General features: G+C 62.5%; 13 protein-coding genes. 4 read left to right on the top strand and 9 right to left on the bottom strand.

Annotation, left to right across the window (positions count from 1 at the left end; translation table 11 throughout):
* Nucleotides 1–192 precede the first annotated feature (192 nt).
* A complete protein-coding gene (locus tag AB7Z56_RS11435) occupies nt 193–2,070 on the top strand; it encodes a caspase family protein (protein WP_231142830.1) in 1,878 nt (625 codons plus the stop codon).
* Nucleotides 2,071–2,210: 140 nt separating this feature from the next.
* Nucleotides 2,211–3,197 carry a hypothetical protein gene (locus AB7Z56_RS11430; protein WP_063981828.1) on the top strand — a complete coding sequence of 329 codons (987 nt, stop codon included), beginning with the start codon at nt 2,211–2,213 and terminating at the stop codon, nt 3,195–3,197.
* A 17-nt stretch (nt 3,198–3,214) separates the two neighbouring features.
* Here the strand turns inward: AB7Z56_RS11430 and AB7Z56_RS11425 are convergent, their stop codons facing one another.
* The 3 genes from AB7Z56_RS11425 to AB7Z56_RS11415 form a co-directional block, all read right to left on the bottom strand.
* A complete protein-coding gene (locus AB7Z56_RS11425; protein ID WP_231142832.1) occupies nt 3,215–3,757 on the bottom strand; it encodes a DUF4384 domain-containing protein in 543 nt (180 codons plus the stop codon).
* A 123-nt stretch (nt 3,758–3,880) separates the two neighbouring features.
* A complete protein-coding gene (locus tag AB7Z56_RS11420) occupies nt 3,881–5,662 on the bottom strand; it encodes a caspase family protein (protein WP_063981826.1) in 1,782 nt (593 codons plus the stop codon).
* A 57-nt stretch (nt 5,663–5,719) separates the two neighbouring features.
* Entirely contained in the window at nt 5,720–7,444 is a 1,725-nt protein-coding gene (locus tag AB7Z56_RS11415) for a hypothetical protein (RefSeq protein ID WP_063981825.1), read from the bottom strand.
* A gap of 157 nt (nt 7,445–7,601) precedes the next feature.
* Between AB7Z56_RS11415 and AB7Z56_RS11410 the strand changes: the two genes are divergently transcribed.
* Nucleotides 7,602–7,883 (top strand): hypothetical protein, encoded by a 282-nt coding sequence (locus AB7Z56_RS11410; RefSeq protein ID WP_028156828.1) that lies wholly within the window; start codon nt 7,602–7,604, stop codon nt 7,881–7,883.
* A 98-nt stretch (nt 7,884–7,981) separates the two neighbouring features.
* A complete protein-coding gene (locus AB7Z56_RS11405; protein ID WP_063981824.1) occupies nt 7,982–8,965 on the top strand; it encodes a DUF4424 domain-containing protein in 984 nt (327 codons plus the stop codon).
* 9 nt (nt 8,966–8,974) lie between these two features.
* Here the strand turns inward: AB7Z56_RS11405 and AB7Z56_RS11400 are convergent, their stop codons facing one another.
* Genes AB7Z56_RS11400 through tssK form a run of 6 tightly spaced genes read right to left on the bottom strand, consistent with a single transcriptional unit; the run spans nt 8,975 to nt 18,707 of the window.
* On the bottom strand, nt 8,975–10,783 hold the full coding sequence (locus AB7Z56_RS11400; protein WP_063981823.1) for a serine/threonine-protein kinase: 1,809 nt from the start codon (nt 10,781–10,783) through the stop codon (nt 8,975–8,977).
* On the bottom strand, nt 10,780–11,556 hold the full coding sequence (locus AB7Z56_RS11395; RefSeq protein WP_014493500.1) for a PP2C family protein-serine/threonine phosphatase: 777 nt from the start codon (nt 11,554–11,556) through the stop codon (nt 10,780–10,782). The genes AB7Z56_RS11400 and AB7Z56_RS11395 overlap by 4 nt, the downstream gene beginning before the upstream one ends.
* Nucleotides 11,557–11,562: 6 nt before the next feature.
* Nucleotides 11,563–12,264 (bottom strand): type VI secretion system-associated protein TagF, encoded by a 702-nt coding sequence (gene tagF / locus AB7Z56_RS11390; RefSeq protein WP_063981822.1) that lies wholly within the window; start codon nt 12,262–12,264, stop codon nt 11,563–11,565.
* Nucleotides 12,261–15,803 carry a type VI secretion system membrane subunit TssM gene (gene tssM, locus AB7Z56_RS11385; RefSeq protein WP_085402423.1) on the bottom strand — a complete coding sequence of 1,181 codons (3,543 nt, stop codon included), beginning with the start codon at nt 15,801–15,803 and terminating at the stop codon, nt 12,261–12,263. Before tssM ends, tagF begins: the two co-directional genes overlap by 4 nt.
* Nucleotides 15,804–15,846: 43 nt before the next feature.
* Complete coding sequence (gene tssL, locus AB7Z56_RS11380; RefSeq protein WP_063981820.1) at nt 15,847–17,373, bottom strand: type VI secretion system protein TssL, long form; 1,527 nt, start codon at nt 17,371–17,373, stop codon at nt 15,847–15,849.
* A complete protein-coding gene (gene tssK / locus AB7Z56_RS11375) occupies nt 17,370–18,707 on the bottom strand; it encodes a type VI secretion system baseplate subunit TssK (protein ID WP_014493496.1) in 1,338 nt (445 codons plus the stop codon). Before tssK ends, tssL begins: the two co-directional genes overlap by 4 nt.

The raw sequence follows: 18,707 nt of genomic DNA, 5'->3' as shown, positions 1-18,707 counted from the left end.
GCCCGGCGCAATATCTTCCATGCCTTTTGAACGCGTCCGCATTTCGCAACAACACATAGGAATGGATCGGGCTCGAGTTTGGTACTGTATGCAGATAGGCAGCCGCCGGTAGCGTACGAATTCCAAAAGTCATTTCTTATGCGGCCATCTTCGCGACGTCACCATTCTACGGGCATAGGTTGGGTGTTCGCCATGAGAGTGTACAGGCACCTTCGAGTTTTGCTTCTTCTCGCCGCTTCGCTGTTCCTGGCCTGTCAGCCAGCCTGGGCGACAAAGCGCGTGGCTTTGGTGGTCGGCAATGCCAACTATCAAAACGCCCCTCTGCTCCCAAACCCGGCCAACGACGCTGCGGCCATCACCGCAACCTTGAAGGGGGCAGGTTTCGATGTGGTTGACTCAAGACTTAACCTCGCCGCGACCGATATGCGGCGGGCCTTGAGAGAATTCGCCGATCAGGCCCGCAATGCCGACATAGCCCTGGTGTACTACGCTGGCCACGGTATCGAGATCGACGGGACAAACTATCTGATCCCGACCGACGCCAGACTCGAACGTGACACGGACATCTATGACGAAGCATTCTCGCTCGACCGCGTCCTGCTGGCGATTGAGCCTGCGAGGCAACTACGCGTGGTGATCGTCGACGCGTGCCGCAACAATCCGTTTGCCGACTCGATGAAACGTACAGTTGCCTCGCGATCGATCAGCCGCGGACTGGCCAGGGTCGAGCCCACCGTCTCCAACACGCTGATCGCGTTTGCCGCGAAAGCGGGACTGACCGCACTCGATGGCAACAGCCAGAATAGTCCGTACGCGACGGCTCTCGTGAAGTACATCGCAAAGCCGGGGCTCGACTTGCGAAGGGCTTTCGGCTTCGTCCGCGACGATGTCTTGCAAGCCACGGGCAACCGACAGGAGCCCTATGTCTACGGCTCGCTCGGCGGCGAAGACGTTGCGCTTGTTCCGGCTACCAAGGCCGAGGAGCCGGTACAGGCGGCCAACCCCCAGTCGGAAATTCGACGTGATTACGAATTGGCCTTGCAGCTCCGCAACAAGCCTGCTCTGAACGCGTTCCTGACCCAACATCCGGACGGATACTACTCAAATCTGGCCAAGCTGCAGCTCAATCAGCTCGACGCCGAGGACGCACGTGTCGCGGCCACGGCGAAAGCGCAGGAGGCCGAGCAGCAGCGAGCTCGCCTGATGTCCCAGGGCGCCCAGCGTGCCGACCAGGAGAAGGCGGCCGCGGAGCTGAAGGCTGCGGAAGAGGCCCGGATTGCGGCCGAGAAGACGAAGCAAGCGGCGCAGGAGCAAGCCGCCGAGGCGGAACGGAAACGTATTGCGTCCGAATCTACAATCGTCGCTGCACTCTCCGGGAATAAGCCGGCTGTTGAGAGTACCGTCGCGGATAACCCAGCGGCCGCTACGCCCGCTGAGGACAGCAAGACGCCCAAGCTTGCCGCGCTGAGCGACGAGCCGCGCCAGACCGATATCGCAAAGGCCGATCTCTCCAAGTCCGTAGATATCGCCAAGTCTGTACAAGGCGAATTGAGCCGCGTCGGCTGCTTCACCGGCGCCGTCAATGGCCAATGGAATGCGGCCTCACAGCGCTCGTTGGCTCTCTTCAACCAGCACGCGGGAACCAAATTCGACGCCAAGCTCGCAAGTCTCGACGCGCTTGACGCAATCAAGCTCAAGCCGTCCCGGGTCTGTCCCCTGATCTGTGATCATGGCTACAAGGCCGACGGTGACCAGTGCAGCAGGATCACCTGTGCCGAGGGTTCGTTCCTCAACGACGACAATGAATGCGAGAAGCGACGCGGGAAGAAACCGGTCGCAAAGCGCAACACGGACGAGCGTCCGTCACGTGCGGATCGTTCGGCCCGCGAGAGGCCGGCGCCGGCAGCCGACGTTCCGCGGCGACAAGCAACTGCGAGGTCCGGCGGCGGCGGTGGTCAGGTCGTTTGCGATCAATCTCTGTGCCGTCAGGTCCGTAGTGGCTGCCACCTCGAATACCGTGGCGGCGGCGGCCCCGGGGGCAACGTGGGTAATGTCGAGTCCTGCAACTAGCAACGCGCAAGGCTGCCACGGCGTCATGGAAGGCCAGGAGGCCGCGCGGATCTTGGTGTCGAGAAGGTGTGACGGGCGGCAGAGCTTAACACTGGGTCATCCAGGTCCGTGCCTGGATTGGCCGAAGCGGAGCGACCTGCGTGGTTGCGTGTGAGCTTGAGCAAAAGGACGCCAACGCCTTTCCCGGGGTGACGCTCTTCACGAAGCGGCAGGCCCCCGGCATGAAGCCGACGGCGGTTTATCTTCCGCCAAAGCACCCAACAGCTGCCACCAAGTTCGATGTCGTGATCTGGCTTCACGGCTTCTATGTCAAAAACCATGAATTCCTCTTCCACAGCGATCCAGCGCGGCTGCGCGAACAGGTCCGGGATTCCGGCAAGGACGTAGTGCTTATCGCGCCGTTCCTGGGCTACGAATATGCCGTTGGCGACACCTTTGCCGGAAACTACAGCGTGTCTGACCTGGCAACCGCGAACTGGGGCGAACGCTATCTCGAGGAGATCCTTGGAGCTCTTGCCAGGTTCCTGGGTCTCTCCTCGACGTCCATTCCTCAGCTCCAGATCGGCAAGCTCATCATCGCATGCCACTCCGGCGGTGGTAACGGCATGCGCAACCTCGTCGGGAGCCTTGGAAAGTATCAGGGCAAGCTGACGGCCTGTTGGGGATTTGACTGCCTCTACGGTGCCAATGCGCGGCCCGATGATGCGACCTTCTGGTACCAATGGTTGTCCGGACAGAGCGGCCGGGCGCTCGAGATCGTGTATGGTCCATCAACTCTGCCGCAATCGGTGAAGCTGGACCTGATCGGGCGTGGGCTGGCGACGACCGATGGCAATCAAACTCAGCCTCAGCGCCCTGCCCTCAAGAACCTCAGCGTAAGCTTGGGTCATTACGATCTATTCCCGGCATTTGGCCAGATGGTCAGGGTCAACGATCTTGACCCGGCTTTCGTGGATCGCTTCATGATACCGCAGGTCGCGGACCAGCCGCGGCATAAGCCAGCGCCGCAGCGCGGGGAATTCCTCCAGCACGCAATTTCCAACGTTCGCAGCGCTTTTCCCTTTCCAAAGGACATTCATTACATGATCGCCCGGGGTGGCTTCTTCAGCCGACTGAGCAAGCTATAACCCAAGCTTCACAGGGCTCACTTGATGGAATAGGATTTGACGTCGAACGACCAATTGTTCGTCACCAGCTTTCCGCTGCTGTTGTCCGGCACGCGCAGCTCGCTGGTCCAGGCCGATAGATAGCTCAATGCGTCGGCCTGACCTTCCAGCTTGCGGGGCATGTCCGGCAAATCGAGCAACTGCACGCGTCGCTCGCTCAGGATGGCGATCATCACTGCGGACCCTGTTGGCGGTGCGACGACGTATTCAAAACCACGCTGTCGCGCCGCCGGGGCAGGAACAACAAATTCGACACCCGGCTTGACGAGATTGATGTCGCGTTCGTTCGACTGCGCCAATAGCTCGGGGGTCGGAAAGATCTGGGACATCCGCCCTTCCGCGTCGACGTCGACCAAAATGAGATATCCAGTCTTCCTGGCTGTAACGCCGAACGAGACCTTGCCGCCGACGTTGACGGTCTGGCTCGGCAGGATCTGAAGGGACACACTCGCGGTATTGGTCTGCCCGCGCACCGCTTGTACCGGCCAAAGCCAACGTGCGTACGTCGTGCCGACATGCAACGACGCCGTCGGCAATGGTGCTGCAGGCGCAGCTCCGCTACCCGCCAGTAGCAGCAGGAATGCGAGCCATGGTCGCGCCTGGCGGATCGGCCGAGATGACGGCATGGCCTGCTCCCCTAAGAGTCAGGGGGCACTGAAGAAGCCGATCGAGGCGATTCGCGCGTCTGCGGGCAAGTAACGCTCGAGACTCTTGATCACTTGCCCCGAGGCGCGACGCCGGTTGAACTGCATTAGGGCTGTCTCAAGATCTACCATGCGTTGCTGCGAGGTCACCGCAACGATCTGTTCCGCACCGAACGGCTCGCCGACCCTGAGCGGTAAGCGCAAACTCGCCGATCGGGCCAGCGCCGCATCAGAACCCACCGGATACAACAATTGGATGGTGCCATCGCCAGACACATTGAACAGCAGCACCGCCCTTGACGCCACATCAGACAGGTCAACTTCGACAGTCTGGCCAGCACGCTGTTGGCGATCGTCTGGCCAGATGCGCATGATCTGCGGCGACCGGGTCGCAATGCGTTTCAGTTCACGAATTGCCGCTGTCCGATCGACTACCGTCGGCAAGTTCGCAACGTCGATCCCGTAGGCGACCACGTCGCCCCACGCGATCACGTCGTGCGACACGGGATCCCAGATCAGGTCGGGATTGTCCGTCGGTTGAACCGCCTGCACGGGAACATCCTTTGGCTTCACGCTTGCAAAATAGCTTGTCTTGCCGTCGAGCGCCGCCAGCCGGATTGGTGCAGCGAGGCGGAGAGGCCCCGGCGCGTCGCCGGTCGGAAGTTCCTTGGTCGCCGCCGCGGCAAGGGTCGGAGTGGTTGGTGCCTTGGCCGTGACAGCCGGTGGCGCGGGCGCCTGTCCCTCGACGGCCCCCCCGGATCCGGCCGGACCAGAGGCAGCTCTCGCGGCCGGCCCCTGAATCAGCACGACACCGCGCGTCAATTCGAAGGCGACGTCGGTATCCGGCGTCTGAGGCGGCGATGATATGGTCACGATGTTCTGGCGCTGGTCCGAGAGCTGATAGACCACCTGTCGAACATTGCTGAAGAGCTCCTTGAGCGTCACCTTCCCATCGTGATTGATGTCTGCGCTCCCCTCCACCGCCCGCGCGACCGCATAGCTGAGAGCCCCGCGCAAGCCATCGATGCCAGGGATGCGGACTTCCGGCGCCTTGGTGTAGCGGTCCACCGCAGCCAGGAACGCCGTGTGGTCAAGATCGAGTTCTGACTTCGGATCGTTGCTGTCCGACACCGGCTTCAGTTCGTCGACCAGCAACGTGTAACGCGGGACCTGCCGGAAGCTCATCTCAGCGGCACGCGGATCGATATCGCGCACCATACCGCCACCGTGGCAGGTATCAGCCACGAAGATCACCCTCGCCCCGCGCAGCTCGAACTGCCGGATGAAATGGTTGAACTCACTGCCCAGAACACGTTCAACCGACCCGGTTGGCGTGGTTTCAAAGCCTGGCAGCAAGAACACGTTTTCCATTCCGTCCGGCTCCGAGCCCTTGACGCGCTCCGGCTCCTGGGTGCCATGACCGGCGATCGACAGAAAGATGAGGTCGTTGTTCTTGGTCCGCTCCACCAGTGCACTGATCTCGCGCAGGACGCTTGCCCTGTCGGCCTGGGCGTTCGTCAGTACGACGACGTCGCCAACCCCCATGTTTTTCAAGCTGGTCACGATGTCAGTGGCGTCAGCGACCGCGCCCTTCAATTTCCGCACGTGCTGATAGTCATCGATCCCGATCACGAGCGCGCGCACCGCCGCCCCGTCCGGATTGCTGATCGACAGTCCTCCTGCCGCATATGCGTGAGGGGTTATCAGCCCGATCAACGCAGCGAGCCCGATGGTGGCGCATAGCTGCCTGATCCCGCAATAAAATCCTCTGGGCATCCGCATCGTGATCCACCTCGACATCATGCCTACCCATTTTGTAGCTCTGGCGACACACCGGGTTCAGCGCCTTTTGCTTGCCGTTTTGCGGCCCGCCGGCGATTGTTCGGTCTCCTGATAGGCGCTCGCTGAAACTGCCGTCTGATCGTCCGCGAAGGCTCGAAAGCGGACCGGAACGTAGCCGCGCGAAAGCAGGCTCGCCAACGGGTAGACGTTGCGGCAGACGCGGCCGTTGCAGCCGCCGGTCGAGGATTCCATCACCTCGGCCTTGCGATCGGGCGTGAACCGCAGGAACAACATCACGTGCGAGCCCGGCTTGTTCAGCGCATCGCCCGGCCTCAGGTCCCAGGGATTTGCCACGGGGGCTGCGATCGCGGGGATAGCGGCAGTCGTGTAGTGGACGGACAGCCCCCACGCGGCGCTGACGAAGGCCGAACAGTCGACGCCAGCCACATCCGGCCGTGGCGCATTGCGAGTGCACACATTGCCAGCCAGCGTTCCGCTCTCGATCCGCTGCCGGAAGTTCGCGAGCGAACCGTGGCAGCCCCAGCAATAGGGTACGCCGCGGACCTCCTGATTCACCTTTCCCTGCAGATACCACGGCCGACGAACACGGCTGAAGCCGCTGCATTGGCTGTCGGGATCGTTGCCGTAATTCGCCTGCGTCAGCTTCCACTGGATGCCCTCGAACGCAAACGCTGTCTCGATCGCCTGCTGGCGATTGGACGGTCTCACGGCGGCCGACGCGTCAAATTTGACGCCGGATTGCGGTGCCGGCGCGGCTGCCGTTCGCGACGGCCGCACGTCGATAATCGAAGCGTTGGTCAGAGGCCTGAAGCCCACGCCGACCACTTCAATACCGTCCGGTTTGGTCCGCAGGAAATAGACATCGCCATCGCCCGAAACCGTTACGAATCGCCGGGTCAGCGGCGTGTTTTCCAAAGGAAGCTCATAGATTCCTTCGAGACGGCCGTTCGCGGCATAGCGTGCGACGAACGTAGAGGCATTCTTTCCCGATGGCGGGACGTCCTCCGCCAACACATAGAAGCGGTCACTGTTGTCAATCTCGAGAAACTCTACCGTGCCGAGCTGGTTGCGCACCCGCAGGCCGAGCTGGCCGATCGTCTCGTTGGTGACCATGGTCTGGATTTCGACCCGTACGCTGGCATTGCCCTTGTCCGGAATGATGTCGGCGATCACCGAGCCCTTGCTTCGAGTAGCAACATATTGCCGGTCGGGCTGCCGCGTCGTCTTGATGATGGCCGCGCGGGTGTTCTGGTCGAGCAGGTCGGTCGCGCTGCCTGGCGCCTGTGATCCCATCTGGGCAAAAGCGGAGACGGCGACCTGGTCGTCCGTGCCGCGGCTCGAGACCTCTTCAAGCTGGATCACATCACCACCGAGGCCGCGCGTGGATTGCCCCGGCGCCGCCTTCAGCGTCCGTACGCCGCCGTCCCAAACCATGATGTCGTCGTTGTGGACGACGAGATCCGTCGGCTGGACGTCTTTCGGCATATTGAGGACGTCAGGATCCGAGCTCGGCTGTTTCGGATCAAATTGGAGGATGCGACCGTTGATCTGATCGAGCACAAACAGGTTGCCCTGCCCATCGGCGCTGAGTGCTTGCGGTCCCGCGAGTTCCACGTCCTCGCTGGCCGGGACGATGCCGACCATGGAAGCAGCCGAACCGCCGGCAAAGCTGCGTACAACGGTATCGTCGGCGTACGCCTTGGTTCCAAGAATGCCAGCGCCAACAATGAAGACCCAGATCCAATGATTTGGACGAAGCATGTTCGCCTCAATGTACCCCGAACCGATCGCCGCGTCGGATCGACTAATCCGAGATGCCGTTGATGCGGCGCGTCAATTAGTGGTGAGCAATCTCAATCACGTTCAATCTATCACTGGACGGTGATAGTCCGAATGTCTTCAGCTTGCGGTGCAAAACATGGCCCGGAATAGATTTGAGCAGGTGAGCGAAGTCCAGCCCGACGCGATCACGCTTGTCCTGAAACGCGACAATGACGGCATCTCCGGATCGATCGTGCTGCCGGCCGCCGCGAGCGGGGGACGGCTGACCACCGACCAGGTCAGCGCGCAGTTGCCGGCTCAGGATGCTTTTCGCGGCGCGATCCGGCTGGCAAACGACGTAAAGCTCGCGCTCGTAGTGTGCGATCCAGACGGGGTCTGGAAGTCCGAGTGGGGCGATCTTTATCAGCCGATCGATTGACCCGCATCGGATGGAACCAGCATATGCTGCGACGCCGCATCGAGACTAGCTTGTCGAACGGACCCTCCCCCCGACCATCGTTCCGGATACGGGCCTTGATGGTCGCGCTGCTGGTTGCGACGGGCTGGCCGGCACGCGCCAACGACTCGGCTGCGGAATTGTCGATCGGCGGGCTCCAGTTCGTGCGCACCAATGACGTGGCCATGGAGAGCGAGAACCTTCGTATCGCGCTCGACAGGATTAGCGTTCGCTACCAATTCGCCAACGTCACCGCCAGGCCGGTCACGCTTACCGTTGCCTTTCCGCTGCCCGACATCGACCTGTCGGAGGCTGAGAACATCGCACTGCCGTCAAATGATCCGATCAACTTCGTCGACTTCGAGACCAAGGTCGATGGCAGCCCGGCGCCGCTGACCGTCGATCAGCGCGCCATGGTCGGCAACAGGGATGTCGGTGCCCTGCTCCGCGAACTCAAGTTGCCGCTGCTGCCGATTGGTAGCCGCGAGATCCGGGTGAACGACCTGCCCGAGGCGACCCGGGCCCGGCTCGTGGACGACGGACTTCTGATACCTGCGGGAAAGAGCGACAACGGCCGGCAGCAATATGCGCCGGGTTGGGTTATCAAGACCTCGGCCGTGCGCCAGCAGGTGTTTCCGCCCATGCGCACCGTCTTGGTCGAACACCAGTACCGGCCGAGCGTCGGCTCCAGTCCCGACACCATCCTGCGCTCGAGCCTCCGCCGCAGCGGCGCACTCGCTCAGGAAGTCGCCCGTTACCGGAAAGAGTACTGCGTCCAGGATACGTTCCTCGCCGAACTCGACAAGCGCGCGGGCAGTAACCAAACCAACAGCGCGAAGCTGCAGGAGCGGCGCATTTCGTATGTGCTCAAGACCGGCGCGAATTGGGCCGGGCCGATCCGCTCGTTCAAACTGACTATCGACCCAGGCGGCAGCGACCGCTTGGTGAGCTTCTGTCCCGGGCGGCTAAAGGCATCGTCTGCTACTGGAAACATGCTTGAATATACAGCAAGCGACTTCAAGCCGGATGCCGACCTGAAAATCCTGGTGATCGGAACATTCTGAGCGTGCCGGTCAATTGGTGAGCAGCACGTAGCGCGCGGCCGCGATGACGGTCACCTTGTTGCGCTGAGCCTCGCTTAGCGCCTGCAGAAAGAACGTGTCGGCAGCCATCGGTCGCGGCTGGCGCAATGAGTCCAGAACCTGCGGAACCGCCACGACCAACAGCAATTGCGGACCGCTCGCGCGCGCTGTCGGGAGCGTAAACGAAAGTGAGTCGATGCCCGGCTTCAGAAGGTAGGAGAGGCTCTGGACTTCGCCGCGATCTGACACCATGAGCAGCTCGACCACGCGGTTGGCAAAGTTCTCAATGGTCCCATTGAGGGTTTCGCCGCCCTTCAGCTCTGTCGCTGACAGGGTGATGCGTGGCATTCGCGCCTGATCGCTCCCGACCTGACTCAAGAACTTGACGGCAGGGCATTGCGCCTGGGTCACTTGCCTGACGCCGACCGAAGCTTCGAAACCCTGCTCACGCCGAAACGCTTTGTCGAAGGTGTCGAATGGGGCGGTCGAGGCACCGAACCCTTCGATGACAGCCGCATTTGGGCTCACAGCAATCGGCAAGACAAAGAAGCAGTCACCGCCAGAATATTGGGCCACGTATTTGCGGATGCGCTCAGCTCGCCCCGGCCCATCGAGCGCCGGAGACGGCGTTGCCGTCGGCTGCGCGGACAACTTCTCTGTCTCTTGGCGTCCGGGCTGTGGTCCAGCGGGCTCGACCTTCGGCGGCACCATTGTTCCAGCGAGTTTCGGAGGTGGCGGCAAAACCGCTGTGCCGGGCGCTGACCAGACCAGCTTGTAGAAGGCATATCCGCCACCGCCGACCAGCAGCAACAATGCCGCCACGCCCGCCCCCAGCCAGAGGCCGCGCGCGCTCCGCGCGGTCGACGGCATCCTGTCCTGCGACGCCGGCGCCGCGCTTTCCGGCCGCCGTAGCGGATCGAAGCCATATAACGGCGCGGCCGGTGTCTGGGCCGAACCGGTTGGCGTCCAGTTGGCGACCTCCCCCATGGTCGGGCGCAATGCCGGATCAGGCTGCAGCATCCGCTCCAGCAAAGGCCGGATTCGCATATCCACCGCACCGAGATCGGGCATACGCCGTCGCTTCTCCACCAGTTGAAACTGGCTGCCGCCCATGTCGAGTTTCTGCCCGGTCAGCGCATGGAACAGCACAAGACCGAAGCTGTAGACATCGGATTTCGCAGTCACGTCATTGCCGTACAACCCAACCTGTTCCGGCGATGCGTAATTGTCCTTGCCGGCGAAGCCCGAGCCGATGATGGTCTTGTCACCCATCTGGGTCGACCGCGCGATGCCGAAGTCGATGATCTTGGCCCGCCTGACGTCGTCGAGCGGAACGATGATGTTGTCCGGAGAAACGTCACGATGGATGATGCCGTGCTCATGGGCGGCCTCCAGTCCCGATGCGACGCGCTGCATCAGCCTGATCAGCGCCTCGAAGGCCAACGGCCCATCATCGAGCATGTTAGAGAGCGAGCGGCCATTCACGAATTCCATCGCGAGATAAGGTCGCTGCAGCACCGGCTCCACGGTAAACAGGAAGTAGCGAACGATCGCGTCATGCGGAAGATTGTGGAGTGCCGCGGCCTCTCGACGGAACAGCGCGAGCGCCGCCTCGTTGTCAACCATGTCGGGCAGCAGCATTTTCACCGCAACAGGCGATCCAGTCTGGATCTCACGGCATTTGTACACCTCACCCATGCCGCCCGCGCCGATCACCGCTTCGATCTCGTAAATGCCGTTGAGACGCGTGCCGGGCGGCACGCCGTGATAGGACGATCGGAACGGATCGTTCGGGGTCATGGTTGCGGCTCCCGATTGAGCGGAGATCTTGTCGCCTCCTGAGATCGTGGCGTCAGCAGTCGCACGATCACAATCGTCACGTTGTCGAGCCCGCCACGATCAAGAGCCAGCGCGAGCATGTCATCGCAAGCCGCCTGGGCGCGTCGCGTAGCCGCGTGCTGCAGGATCTCGTCGTCCTGCACGTGCCTGGTCAGGCCATCGCTGCAGATCACGAAGATATCCTCCGGCTCGGCCGGGCCTGTCACCACCTCAAATTCCGGATCATCGGCGACACCGACGGCACGAGTAATGGCATTGCTCGGCCAATCATTCACGTCTTCGCGCGAAAGCGCACCTTCGGCGATCAGTTCCTCCAGTTCGCTGTGATCATGCGACACTTGGCTAATTGCGCCACGACTGATCAGGTAGACCCGGCTGTCACCCGCCCATATGCAGGCATAGTAGCTATCGCGAACGAGCAGAACCGCCGCTGTGGTCCCGACGGTGGCCCCCTGTCGTTCATGACTTAGCGCCAGTATCTGCTGGTTTGCGCTGAACAGCCGTTCCTCGCATTCCGCCAGCAGGTCTGCGGCTGATTCTGGCGTGCCGATCGCGTCAAGCGACTGCACGACAATGCGACTGGCGAGATCGCCGGCCTCGTGACCACCCATACCGTCGGCGACCGCCCAAAGGCCGACGTCGGTTCGTACCAAACATGAATCCTCGTTCCGCTCCCGCACCCGTCCGGCATGGGTGACGCTACCAACATCGAACAAGGATGGAATATGCACCATCGCGTGTCATCCATTCCCGGATGCCGCGTGGCCGAGATCACCGGTCAGCAGCGTGATGTAGTGAAACGGATCTGGTAATCCGCGGCAACTCAGCGCCATTGGCGGAAAGCCTTCCCCTCCGGCGGTCCACCAGAAGCTGGCCGCGGCGTAGACCTGTGGGTTGGCGGCGCAAAGTGCTGCAAACGACCCCGCGAAGGCGTCGACCGCCGAAGCCCTTCCCATTGTCGCACTACCAAGCGACGTGATCGCCGGACCGCCGGCGATGGTCTCCTGCAGTCGTGGCACCGCAAGCTGATCCAATGCATCGGAGATCTGCTCGAAGGTTGCCGCCCGATCCAGGGTCGAAAGCATGAACGCCTCCACTTGCCCGAACCATTCGTCCTGCGGATCAATGCTCGGCGGCGGCAGCGAGACGGCCTCGCCGGTCACCGCATGCAGGGTCAAGGGATAGTATCGCCCCACCCCGTCGAGCGAGGGCATGATCGCACCCGCCACTGTCGTGCCGCAGATCGCGGCGCCGAGCCAAAACCGCCAGACCGGAGCGGTCAGAAAGGCCTGCTGCCATCCTGGGCCAAGCTGGTGGCGACTTGCTGACAGCGCGGCCTGTACCCACGGCTCCCAGGCTTCCAGGAAGCTGCGCGGGGTCGCGATCGCGATGAAATCGCGCTTGGCGCCGATCTTGCCGAATAGCCCGCAACGCATGGTCATATCCCGGTCGGGCAACGAAACTCGCGCAGCACTGACAGATTCAGCGGGTTGCGCAACGACCCAGTCGAAATTTGATAGTTGAGCTCGCGCCCCGCGACGATGAAAGTCGCGCTGGCCGTTTCCGCTTTCACAACCAATGAGCCCGCCTCTAGCATCCGAAATAACGACCAGGGACCAATGCGCTCGAGCACGGATGGCGCGCCGGTGTCGTTACTAACTGAAATTGCCGTTCGCGGCGCTGGGCCCGGCCATAGGACGGTCGTTGGCGAGTTGCTCTGAGGCGGTGGTGGTGGCGGTGGCGTCGGTTGCGGACCGCCGAACAAGGACGACGTGGCCGGTCCGGGAATGGTTGGGCTCGCAATCGTGGTGCCGCCGATCTCGGTCTTAACGGTCACGCCTGGCCCCGGTGCCCCAGGAGGCCGGATCGCGAAAGAAACGGCGGGCACACCGCCGCCCGTCTGGAAGAACGCATCCCGGATATAAGCCGCATTCTGGAATTGTTTGAGCGTGTCGGGCGAGAACGACCGACCAACGGGGCTCTCCTTGCGCCAAGCCCAGTCCGACCGCGACGTGTCGGCATAAGGTGCCAGGTACTGGGTGAAGAACTTGTCCATAACGCCGTTCGGACTGAACAATTTGGCAAAATCCGCCAGCGGGACTTCCTGGCCGCTGCTGCGGACAAACGGGTAGCGGTTGGTCACGGTCTGTTGGCAGACCGGCGTGACCTGATCGCGCAACGTTTGCAGGATTTGCCCAGCGGTTGAAGCCGCGATGCTGCCTTCGAACTCCGCGGCTGCAGCGCGCAGCATGTCGGAGAATGGCGGCGGCATGCGCGAGGCATTGTTGCGGAGCGCTGCGACCTGGGTCTGAAGCGCAGCCGTGGCCTGTGCTGTCAGTTGGGGATTCTCGATGATCAACGTCAGGTTCTGCGCGATGTCGTTCAGGTTCGCGACGGTCGAGTCGATCGGCCGGCGGGTGCTCTCGCCTTCGAGCGCCGCGTGGTAAGGTTTGAACTGTGCCTCGATCGTCGCGCCAGGCGGTCCATCCTGGGCATTCGTGAAGAGTGCCGGCGCCGGTGCGGCAGCTGGCGCCGAAGCGTTCGCCGGCTTCGCCCGTTCCTTGGTCAGCACCGTCTCATCGCGCACCGATTCCAGAATTTGCCGCATCGGCGAGGTCGGCGCCGAAAGCGCCCGCAGCACCTCGTATTTCGGCTTGTCGGCGAGCAGCTTCTTCAGGCGCAGGCTCCCGAGCGCCGTTCGCCAGGTCGTCACGAAATCGTTGGAATAGATGTTGAGCAGATCGCCGGCCAGATTGTCGTACTGCTGGTCGATGGCCGACTGCTGGCCTGCATCACCCAAAACCCATCGCTCCCGCTTCATCCGCTCAGACAATCCGGACAGCCGGGCGACGAACTTCTGATGGAAGCCGTTATACGTGAAGAACTCAGGTACCCGCACCGCGTCCAAAGGCTGCCCCGTCGTGGTTTCGAACACGACACCCATGTCGGGTCCGCCATGGCGGCTAGCGATCCAGTCGCCAGCGGTCGATGCGCGAGCCTCCGATTTCAGAAACTCGTAGGCACGTTGCGACACGCTCAGGCGCGCCAAGGAGCTCTGGGCCTGCTTGATCAACCGGCCGTCGAGTTCGACCAGCGGCTGCTGCTCGGTCTCGAGGTCGAACATTGCCACGAGGTTCTCGTCGAGCAGACGCCGCCCTTCCGCGTTGGTGGCGCCAGGATAGAGGTTGTCCGCCCAGTCACGTTGCATCCAGGAGCGGATCAGCTCGCGGTCCGGCGACTGCAGGCCGCCGACCATCAGATAGACCTTGAGCGCCTCGTAGACGAAGGCAGGTTCGTTGATGCGCGCATTGAGCTGCTCCTCGAGGCGATACAGCAGGCGCGGCCGGAACATGCGCTCAAGCGCCGTATGATAGGCCGCCTTCGAGGGCGACAGCAGCCGGGCGCGCTGACTGAGCCCGTAGCGAGCCGACAGAGGCACCGACTCGCCGCGCGATCCGTAGCCTGCCGGGGCGTTGCGCAGCCGGTAGAGCAGCGGCAGCACCTTGTCGAGATCATGATCGGCAATCAGCGTCTGCTTGATAAGTGGTGCGCCGGCGGCCGCATACTCGCTATCCGCCTGCAGGCTTTGCTCGATCAAATCGGAGTTCCGCTTGTAGCTCATCAGCCAGGCTGCGATCAGTCCGATCGAGACCAGGCCGATCAATGACAGGGCCGCGGTTTTCAGGATCAGCGCGCGGCGCACCGCGGCACGGTCGGTCGAGACCCAGTCGGCCTCGCCGATGATGACCTTGGAAATCAGATCGGCGAGGAAGAAGCTCTTGCCCGTGCCCGAATAGGATCCGGAACCGACCTCCTCAGCGCCGAACGTACGTGCCAGCGACCCGATCAATTGGTCGATCGGCGTGCCCTGCTGCGTACCCGAGGTGAAGTAGAAACCGCGCAGGTTCGCGTTCACGTGATAGCGCGTCGGCTCGAAGATCTGGTTGAGGAAGTCGTGGATCTGGGGCTTGAGCCGCGCCATCTGTGCCGGAAAGCCGAACAATTGCACGCGGTGCTGGGGCGTCGGCTCGTCCTGCAGACGGTCGAGCGTCTCCTCGCTCAGGCGCTCCAGCAGACGGTCGAACTCGACCGGGATCTGCCCCACCAGATTCTGGGTCTTGTCTGCGGTCTGGAACGTGGCACCCCAGACCTGGCGGCGGCCGGCCTCGCCGAGATAGGCGAAATACTCGGTGAAGCCGGCAACGAGATCGGCTTTGGTAAATAGCGCGTAGACCGGGAAGCTGACCTTGAGCCTCTGATGCAACTCGAGCAGGCGCATCCTAATGGCATCGGCGTGAAGTGCGAGTTCCTGCTTCGGCAGCGTCAGGATGTCTTCGATACTGATGGCGACAAGGACGCCGTTGATCGGCTGGCGCGACCGGCTTTTCTTCAGGATGTCCAGGAACGCCAGCCAGCTATCCTTGTCGGCCTTGCTGTTGGAGTCCTGGGTCGTGTAGCGGCCGGCGGTATCGATCAGCACCGCCTCCTCGGTGAACCACCAATCGCAGTAGCGCGTACCGCCGACCCCCGCGATCGCTGCGGGCGTCGCCCCGCGCGCGAGCGGAAATTTGAGCCCGGAATTGACCAGCGCCGTGGTCTTGCCGGCTCCGGGCGGACCGATGATGACGTACCACGGCAGATCGTAGAGATAGCCCGACTTGTTGCCGCTGGCGGTCTTCAGCGTCGCGAGCGCATCCTTCATGCGCTCCTTGAGCACCGGTTCATCGCTGACGGGCTGGTCCGCACCAGCGATGCCATCGGCAATCTCCTTGGCACTCTTGCGCCGCTTGAACAGATTGAGGCCAACAATGCCTGCCACGACCGTGGTGAGCAGCAGAATAGCGATCTGCCGGACGATATGGTTCTCCAGCGGCCGCCAGTCGCCGAACGCGATGAAGGGACCGGCGAGATAGATCACCGCTCCGAGCGAGCTGAGCCCTACTCCGTAGAGAACGATGCGAAGAATGTCCTTGGCAAGCATCTAACCGTACCTGTCGCAAACCACCTGACCCGGCGGTATCTGCCTATTCGCTGCGTTCGATAAAGATCTCGACGCGCCGGTTCTTGGCGCGTCCCTCGGGTGTCGTGTTGCTACCGATTGGCGCATCTGCTCCTTTGCCCTCGACGTCGACGCGCGAACCATCGGTCAAGCCAGGCTTCAGTGCCGCGGCAACCGCCTTGGCGCGCTCGACCGACAACTCGAAATTTGTCGGGAAGCGGACTGTGCGGATCGGCGAACTGTCGGTATGGCCAACGACCCGGATCCGTCCCGGCTCCTTGTCGAGGGTTGCCGCGACGCGGAGTGCGATCGGCTTGAAGCCGTCGAGGATGGTCGCCTGGCCCGACGCGAACAACGCCAGGTCGCAGACCCTGATCACGATGAAGCTCGGGGTCTGGTCCGCCGTCATGGCACAGGCGGTGTTCTCCTTCGCGAGCGCGTTGCGGATGCGTTGCAACTGGGTGATGCGATCCGGTGGCGGCGGAGGTGGCGGCGGCGGCGGCGGTGCAACGATCTGGCGCTTGAGCTCGATCGGGCCGGCCGGATGGAGCGCGAGCGCCACCTCGGCAGCATTCTCTGCCCGGCCAGCGAGGAGCGTCCGCAGGACGAAGTAGGACCCGGTCAGCAGCGCGGCCACGACAGCCGCGACGAGCCAGACCGGAACGCGCAGACGCTGCCGGCGCCCCGCCAGCGCTTGCCCGCGCCAGTTGGGCGACAGGTCGCTCATCGTCTTCGGCCGGACCCGGCGCAGCAATTCATAGAGGTTACGCTGGATCAGCTGCAGGTTCGCAAGTCCGCCCCCTGACGTCCGGTGAATGCCCTGAAAACCAAGCGCAAGGCAGGCGTGCTGAAGTTCGAGGACCGGATAGTTGACCAGTGGATCAACCTTCAAATGGTCGAGAATCTCAAAGAAACGGACGCCGCCGACACGCTCGCCGAAGAACCGGCTCAGCATCGAATATTGCGTCCAGACGTGGCGCTCCTCGGTCGGGATGTGCTGCACGATATCGTCGGCAGTGGCACACAGGATGTATTTCGCTGTGTTGGCCTGGTGCTCGGATATGCCCGCGGAACGGATGTCCTTCTCGAAGAACTTGATCGCGTCTGCAACCTGCTCCATCAAACTCGCGAATGACGCGCGCATGAGCGCCACCCGCAACCGACCAAGCAGCTGCAGCAACGGGCCCGCAGCGCGCATCACTGGATTGGCATTTGGCGCGACGAGATCGTCGACGCGCAACGGCGGTCCCGGCGGTAGCATGGGCTGCTGCGCCTGGGCTGGCGCGGGTGTCGATATCCATTCCTCAGCGGGATGGCTGGCCGGCGCGGAGGCGTAGTTCGAGCCCTGCGGGACAGGAGAAAATGATGACGGTGGCGCCGGCGCGCCGGGAGAGGGTACCGGTGATGGCGAATAGCCTGGACGTGCCGCAGGGCCCTCGCCCGGCGGAGGCTGAGAGGTCGGCGCCGGCGGCAACTTCCCGCCGGGGTTGGGACGGATGATCGTCCGTTCGCCCCGACCGAAAGGATTGACCGGCTTGTCCCTGTCGCTCATGGCCTGTCTTCCAGGATGGCCCAAAGATACAGCTCAAGCTCCGGCCAGTCGCCGGAGAAATGCATTCCGATCGAGGCCGCCGTGCTGAACTCGGGCCACAGCGGCGACTTGCGGTCGAGATAGAAATAGACGTGATCCGTGATGGCCCGGATGTGCGGCGGCGGCGTCGGCAAATGCGCCAAGGTCAGGCCCGGCAGGTTTGCGTGCACGATCTCGTTCATCTTGGTGTTCGGCCCGACCTTGAACAGGTGCGGGAAATCGTTCTGGATCTCCACGAGCGGCCGCCGTGCGGCAACCTCCAGCACCAGGGTCGCGTTTCGGAATAGCGCGCGATCGCGGATCGGCGACACGAACGCATTCTGTGCGCGCTCGATGATCTCCAGGCGGATTGCCCGCCGGCCCAATCGCGCGCTCAAGAAGTCCTGGATGTCGCTCACCAAGGGTGTGAAGACGTTCTCGAGATCGTCGTGATCGTAAGCCGGATAGTTGCGCGCCCGCCGTTCCGCCGTAGAAAATGTCGCAAGTTCGCCCGCGAATCTCAGCAATTCCTCGTACAGGCGCTCGGGGTGCACGCTGCCGGAGCGCTGGAAATGAGTCAGGACGGGAATGGTACGGTTCAGCACTTGCAGGACCAGATAGTCGACACTCTGCAACCCACCGCCGGATGACGGATCGACCGCGTAACGCGCCAGCTCGTCGAGTTTCGTCTCAACCCAGCCGATGATGCGGTTGAGCCAGCCATCGATGATCGGATGCGCGGCGCAGATCAGCATCGGCGGCACGAATTTATCGTCGAACAGGATGTTCTTGTCGCGCACCTCGAGAATGCGCGCGATGCCGAGGCCCATGTATCCGGGCTTGCTGCTCTTGCGCAGTTCGAACGACAAGCGCGGATAAGCGATGTCGATCTCTTCCTCGATGCGTAGCGCAGAGGTCGAGTCAATGAAGGTTTCCGAACTACGAACATAACGACTGGCGCTGTCGGTGCGATCCTCGTCGACCTCGCGGGTGTTTGGCGCCGCGACCGGCATCATCAGCCAGACGACCTGGCCTGCCGCCGTCTCCGGCACATCGATCGCTTCGGGAATTTGGCTGTCCGCAGGGATATCGAACGGCGTACCGTCCGGCATGACGCCGGACGCATTGCGCACCGCGAACTTGCTCTGTTCGGTAAGATCCTTGTCGATCTCCAGCTGGGCAAAGCCCCACGGGTATGGTGTCGTGTAGCGAACGCGCTTTTCCAGCAAGTGTTCGATGTAGCGGTCGTTCTGCTGCAGATGATGCGGCCGCAGAAACAGACCTTCCGACCAGAAAACTTTGCTGTACCAAGACAT

Origin of the sequence: Bradyrhizobium sp. 482_C4_N1_8 (assembly GCF_052075965.1) — a bacterium.
GTDB classification, from domain to species: domain Bacteria; phylum Pseudomonadota; class Alphaproteobacteria; order Rhizobiales; family Xanthobacteraceae; genus Bradyrhizobium; species Bradyrhizobium barranii.
The sequence above is the reverse complement of the archived record's forward strand: the minus strand, read 5'-3'. Positions and strand labels throughout refer to the sequence as shown.

Bases quoted from the DNA above. Each gene is read 5' to 3' on its own strand.
- AB7Z56_RS11435 (WP_231142830.1), top strand. From the start codon at position 193: ATGAGAGTGTACAGGCACCTTCGAGTTTTGCTTCTTCTCGCCGCTTCG.
- AB7Z56_RS11420 (WP_063981826.1), bottom strand. From the start codon at position 5,662: ATGCGGATGCCCAGAGGATTTTATTGCGGGATCAGGCAGCTATGCGCC.
- AB7Z56_RS11415 (WP_063981825.1), bottom strand. From the start codon at position 7,444: ATGCTTCGTCCAAATCATTGGATCTGGGTCTTCATTGTTGGCGCTGGC.
- AB7Z56_RS11410 (WP_028156828.1), top strand. From the start codon at position 7,602: ATGGCCCGGAATAGATTTGAGCAGGTGAGCGAAGTCCAGCCCGACGCG.
- AB7Z56_RS11405 (WP_063981824.1), top strand. From the start codon at position 7,982: ATGGTCGCGCTGCTGGTTGCGACGGGCTGGCCGGCACGCGCCAACGAC.
- AB7Z56_RS11400 (WP_063981823.1), bottom strand. From the start codon at position 10,783: ATGACCCCGAACGATCCGTTCCGATCGTCCTATCACGGCGTGCCGCCC.
- AB7Z56_RS11395 (WP_014493500.1), bottom strand. From the start codon at position 11,556: ATGGTGCATATTCCATCCTTGTTCGATGTTGGTAGCGTCACCCATGCC.
- tagF (WP_063981822.1), bottom strand. From the start codon at position 12,264: ATGACCATGCGTTGCGGGCTATTCGGCAAGATCGGCGCCAAGCGCGAT.
- tssM (WP_085402423.1), bottom strand. From the start codon at position 15,803: ATGCTTGCCAAGGACATTCTTCGCATCGTTCTCTACGGAGTAGGGCTC.
- tssL (WP_063981820.1), bottom strand. From the start codon at position 17,373: ATGAGCGACAGGGACAAGCCGGTCAATCCTTTCGGTCGGGGCGAACGG.
- tssK (WP_014493496.1), bottom strand. From the start codon at position 18,707: ATGTCTTGGTACAGCAAAGTTTTCTGGTCGGAAGGTCTGTTTCTGCGG.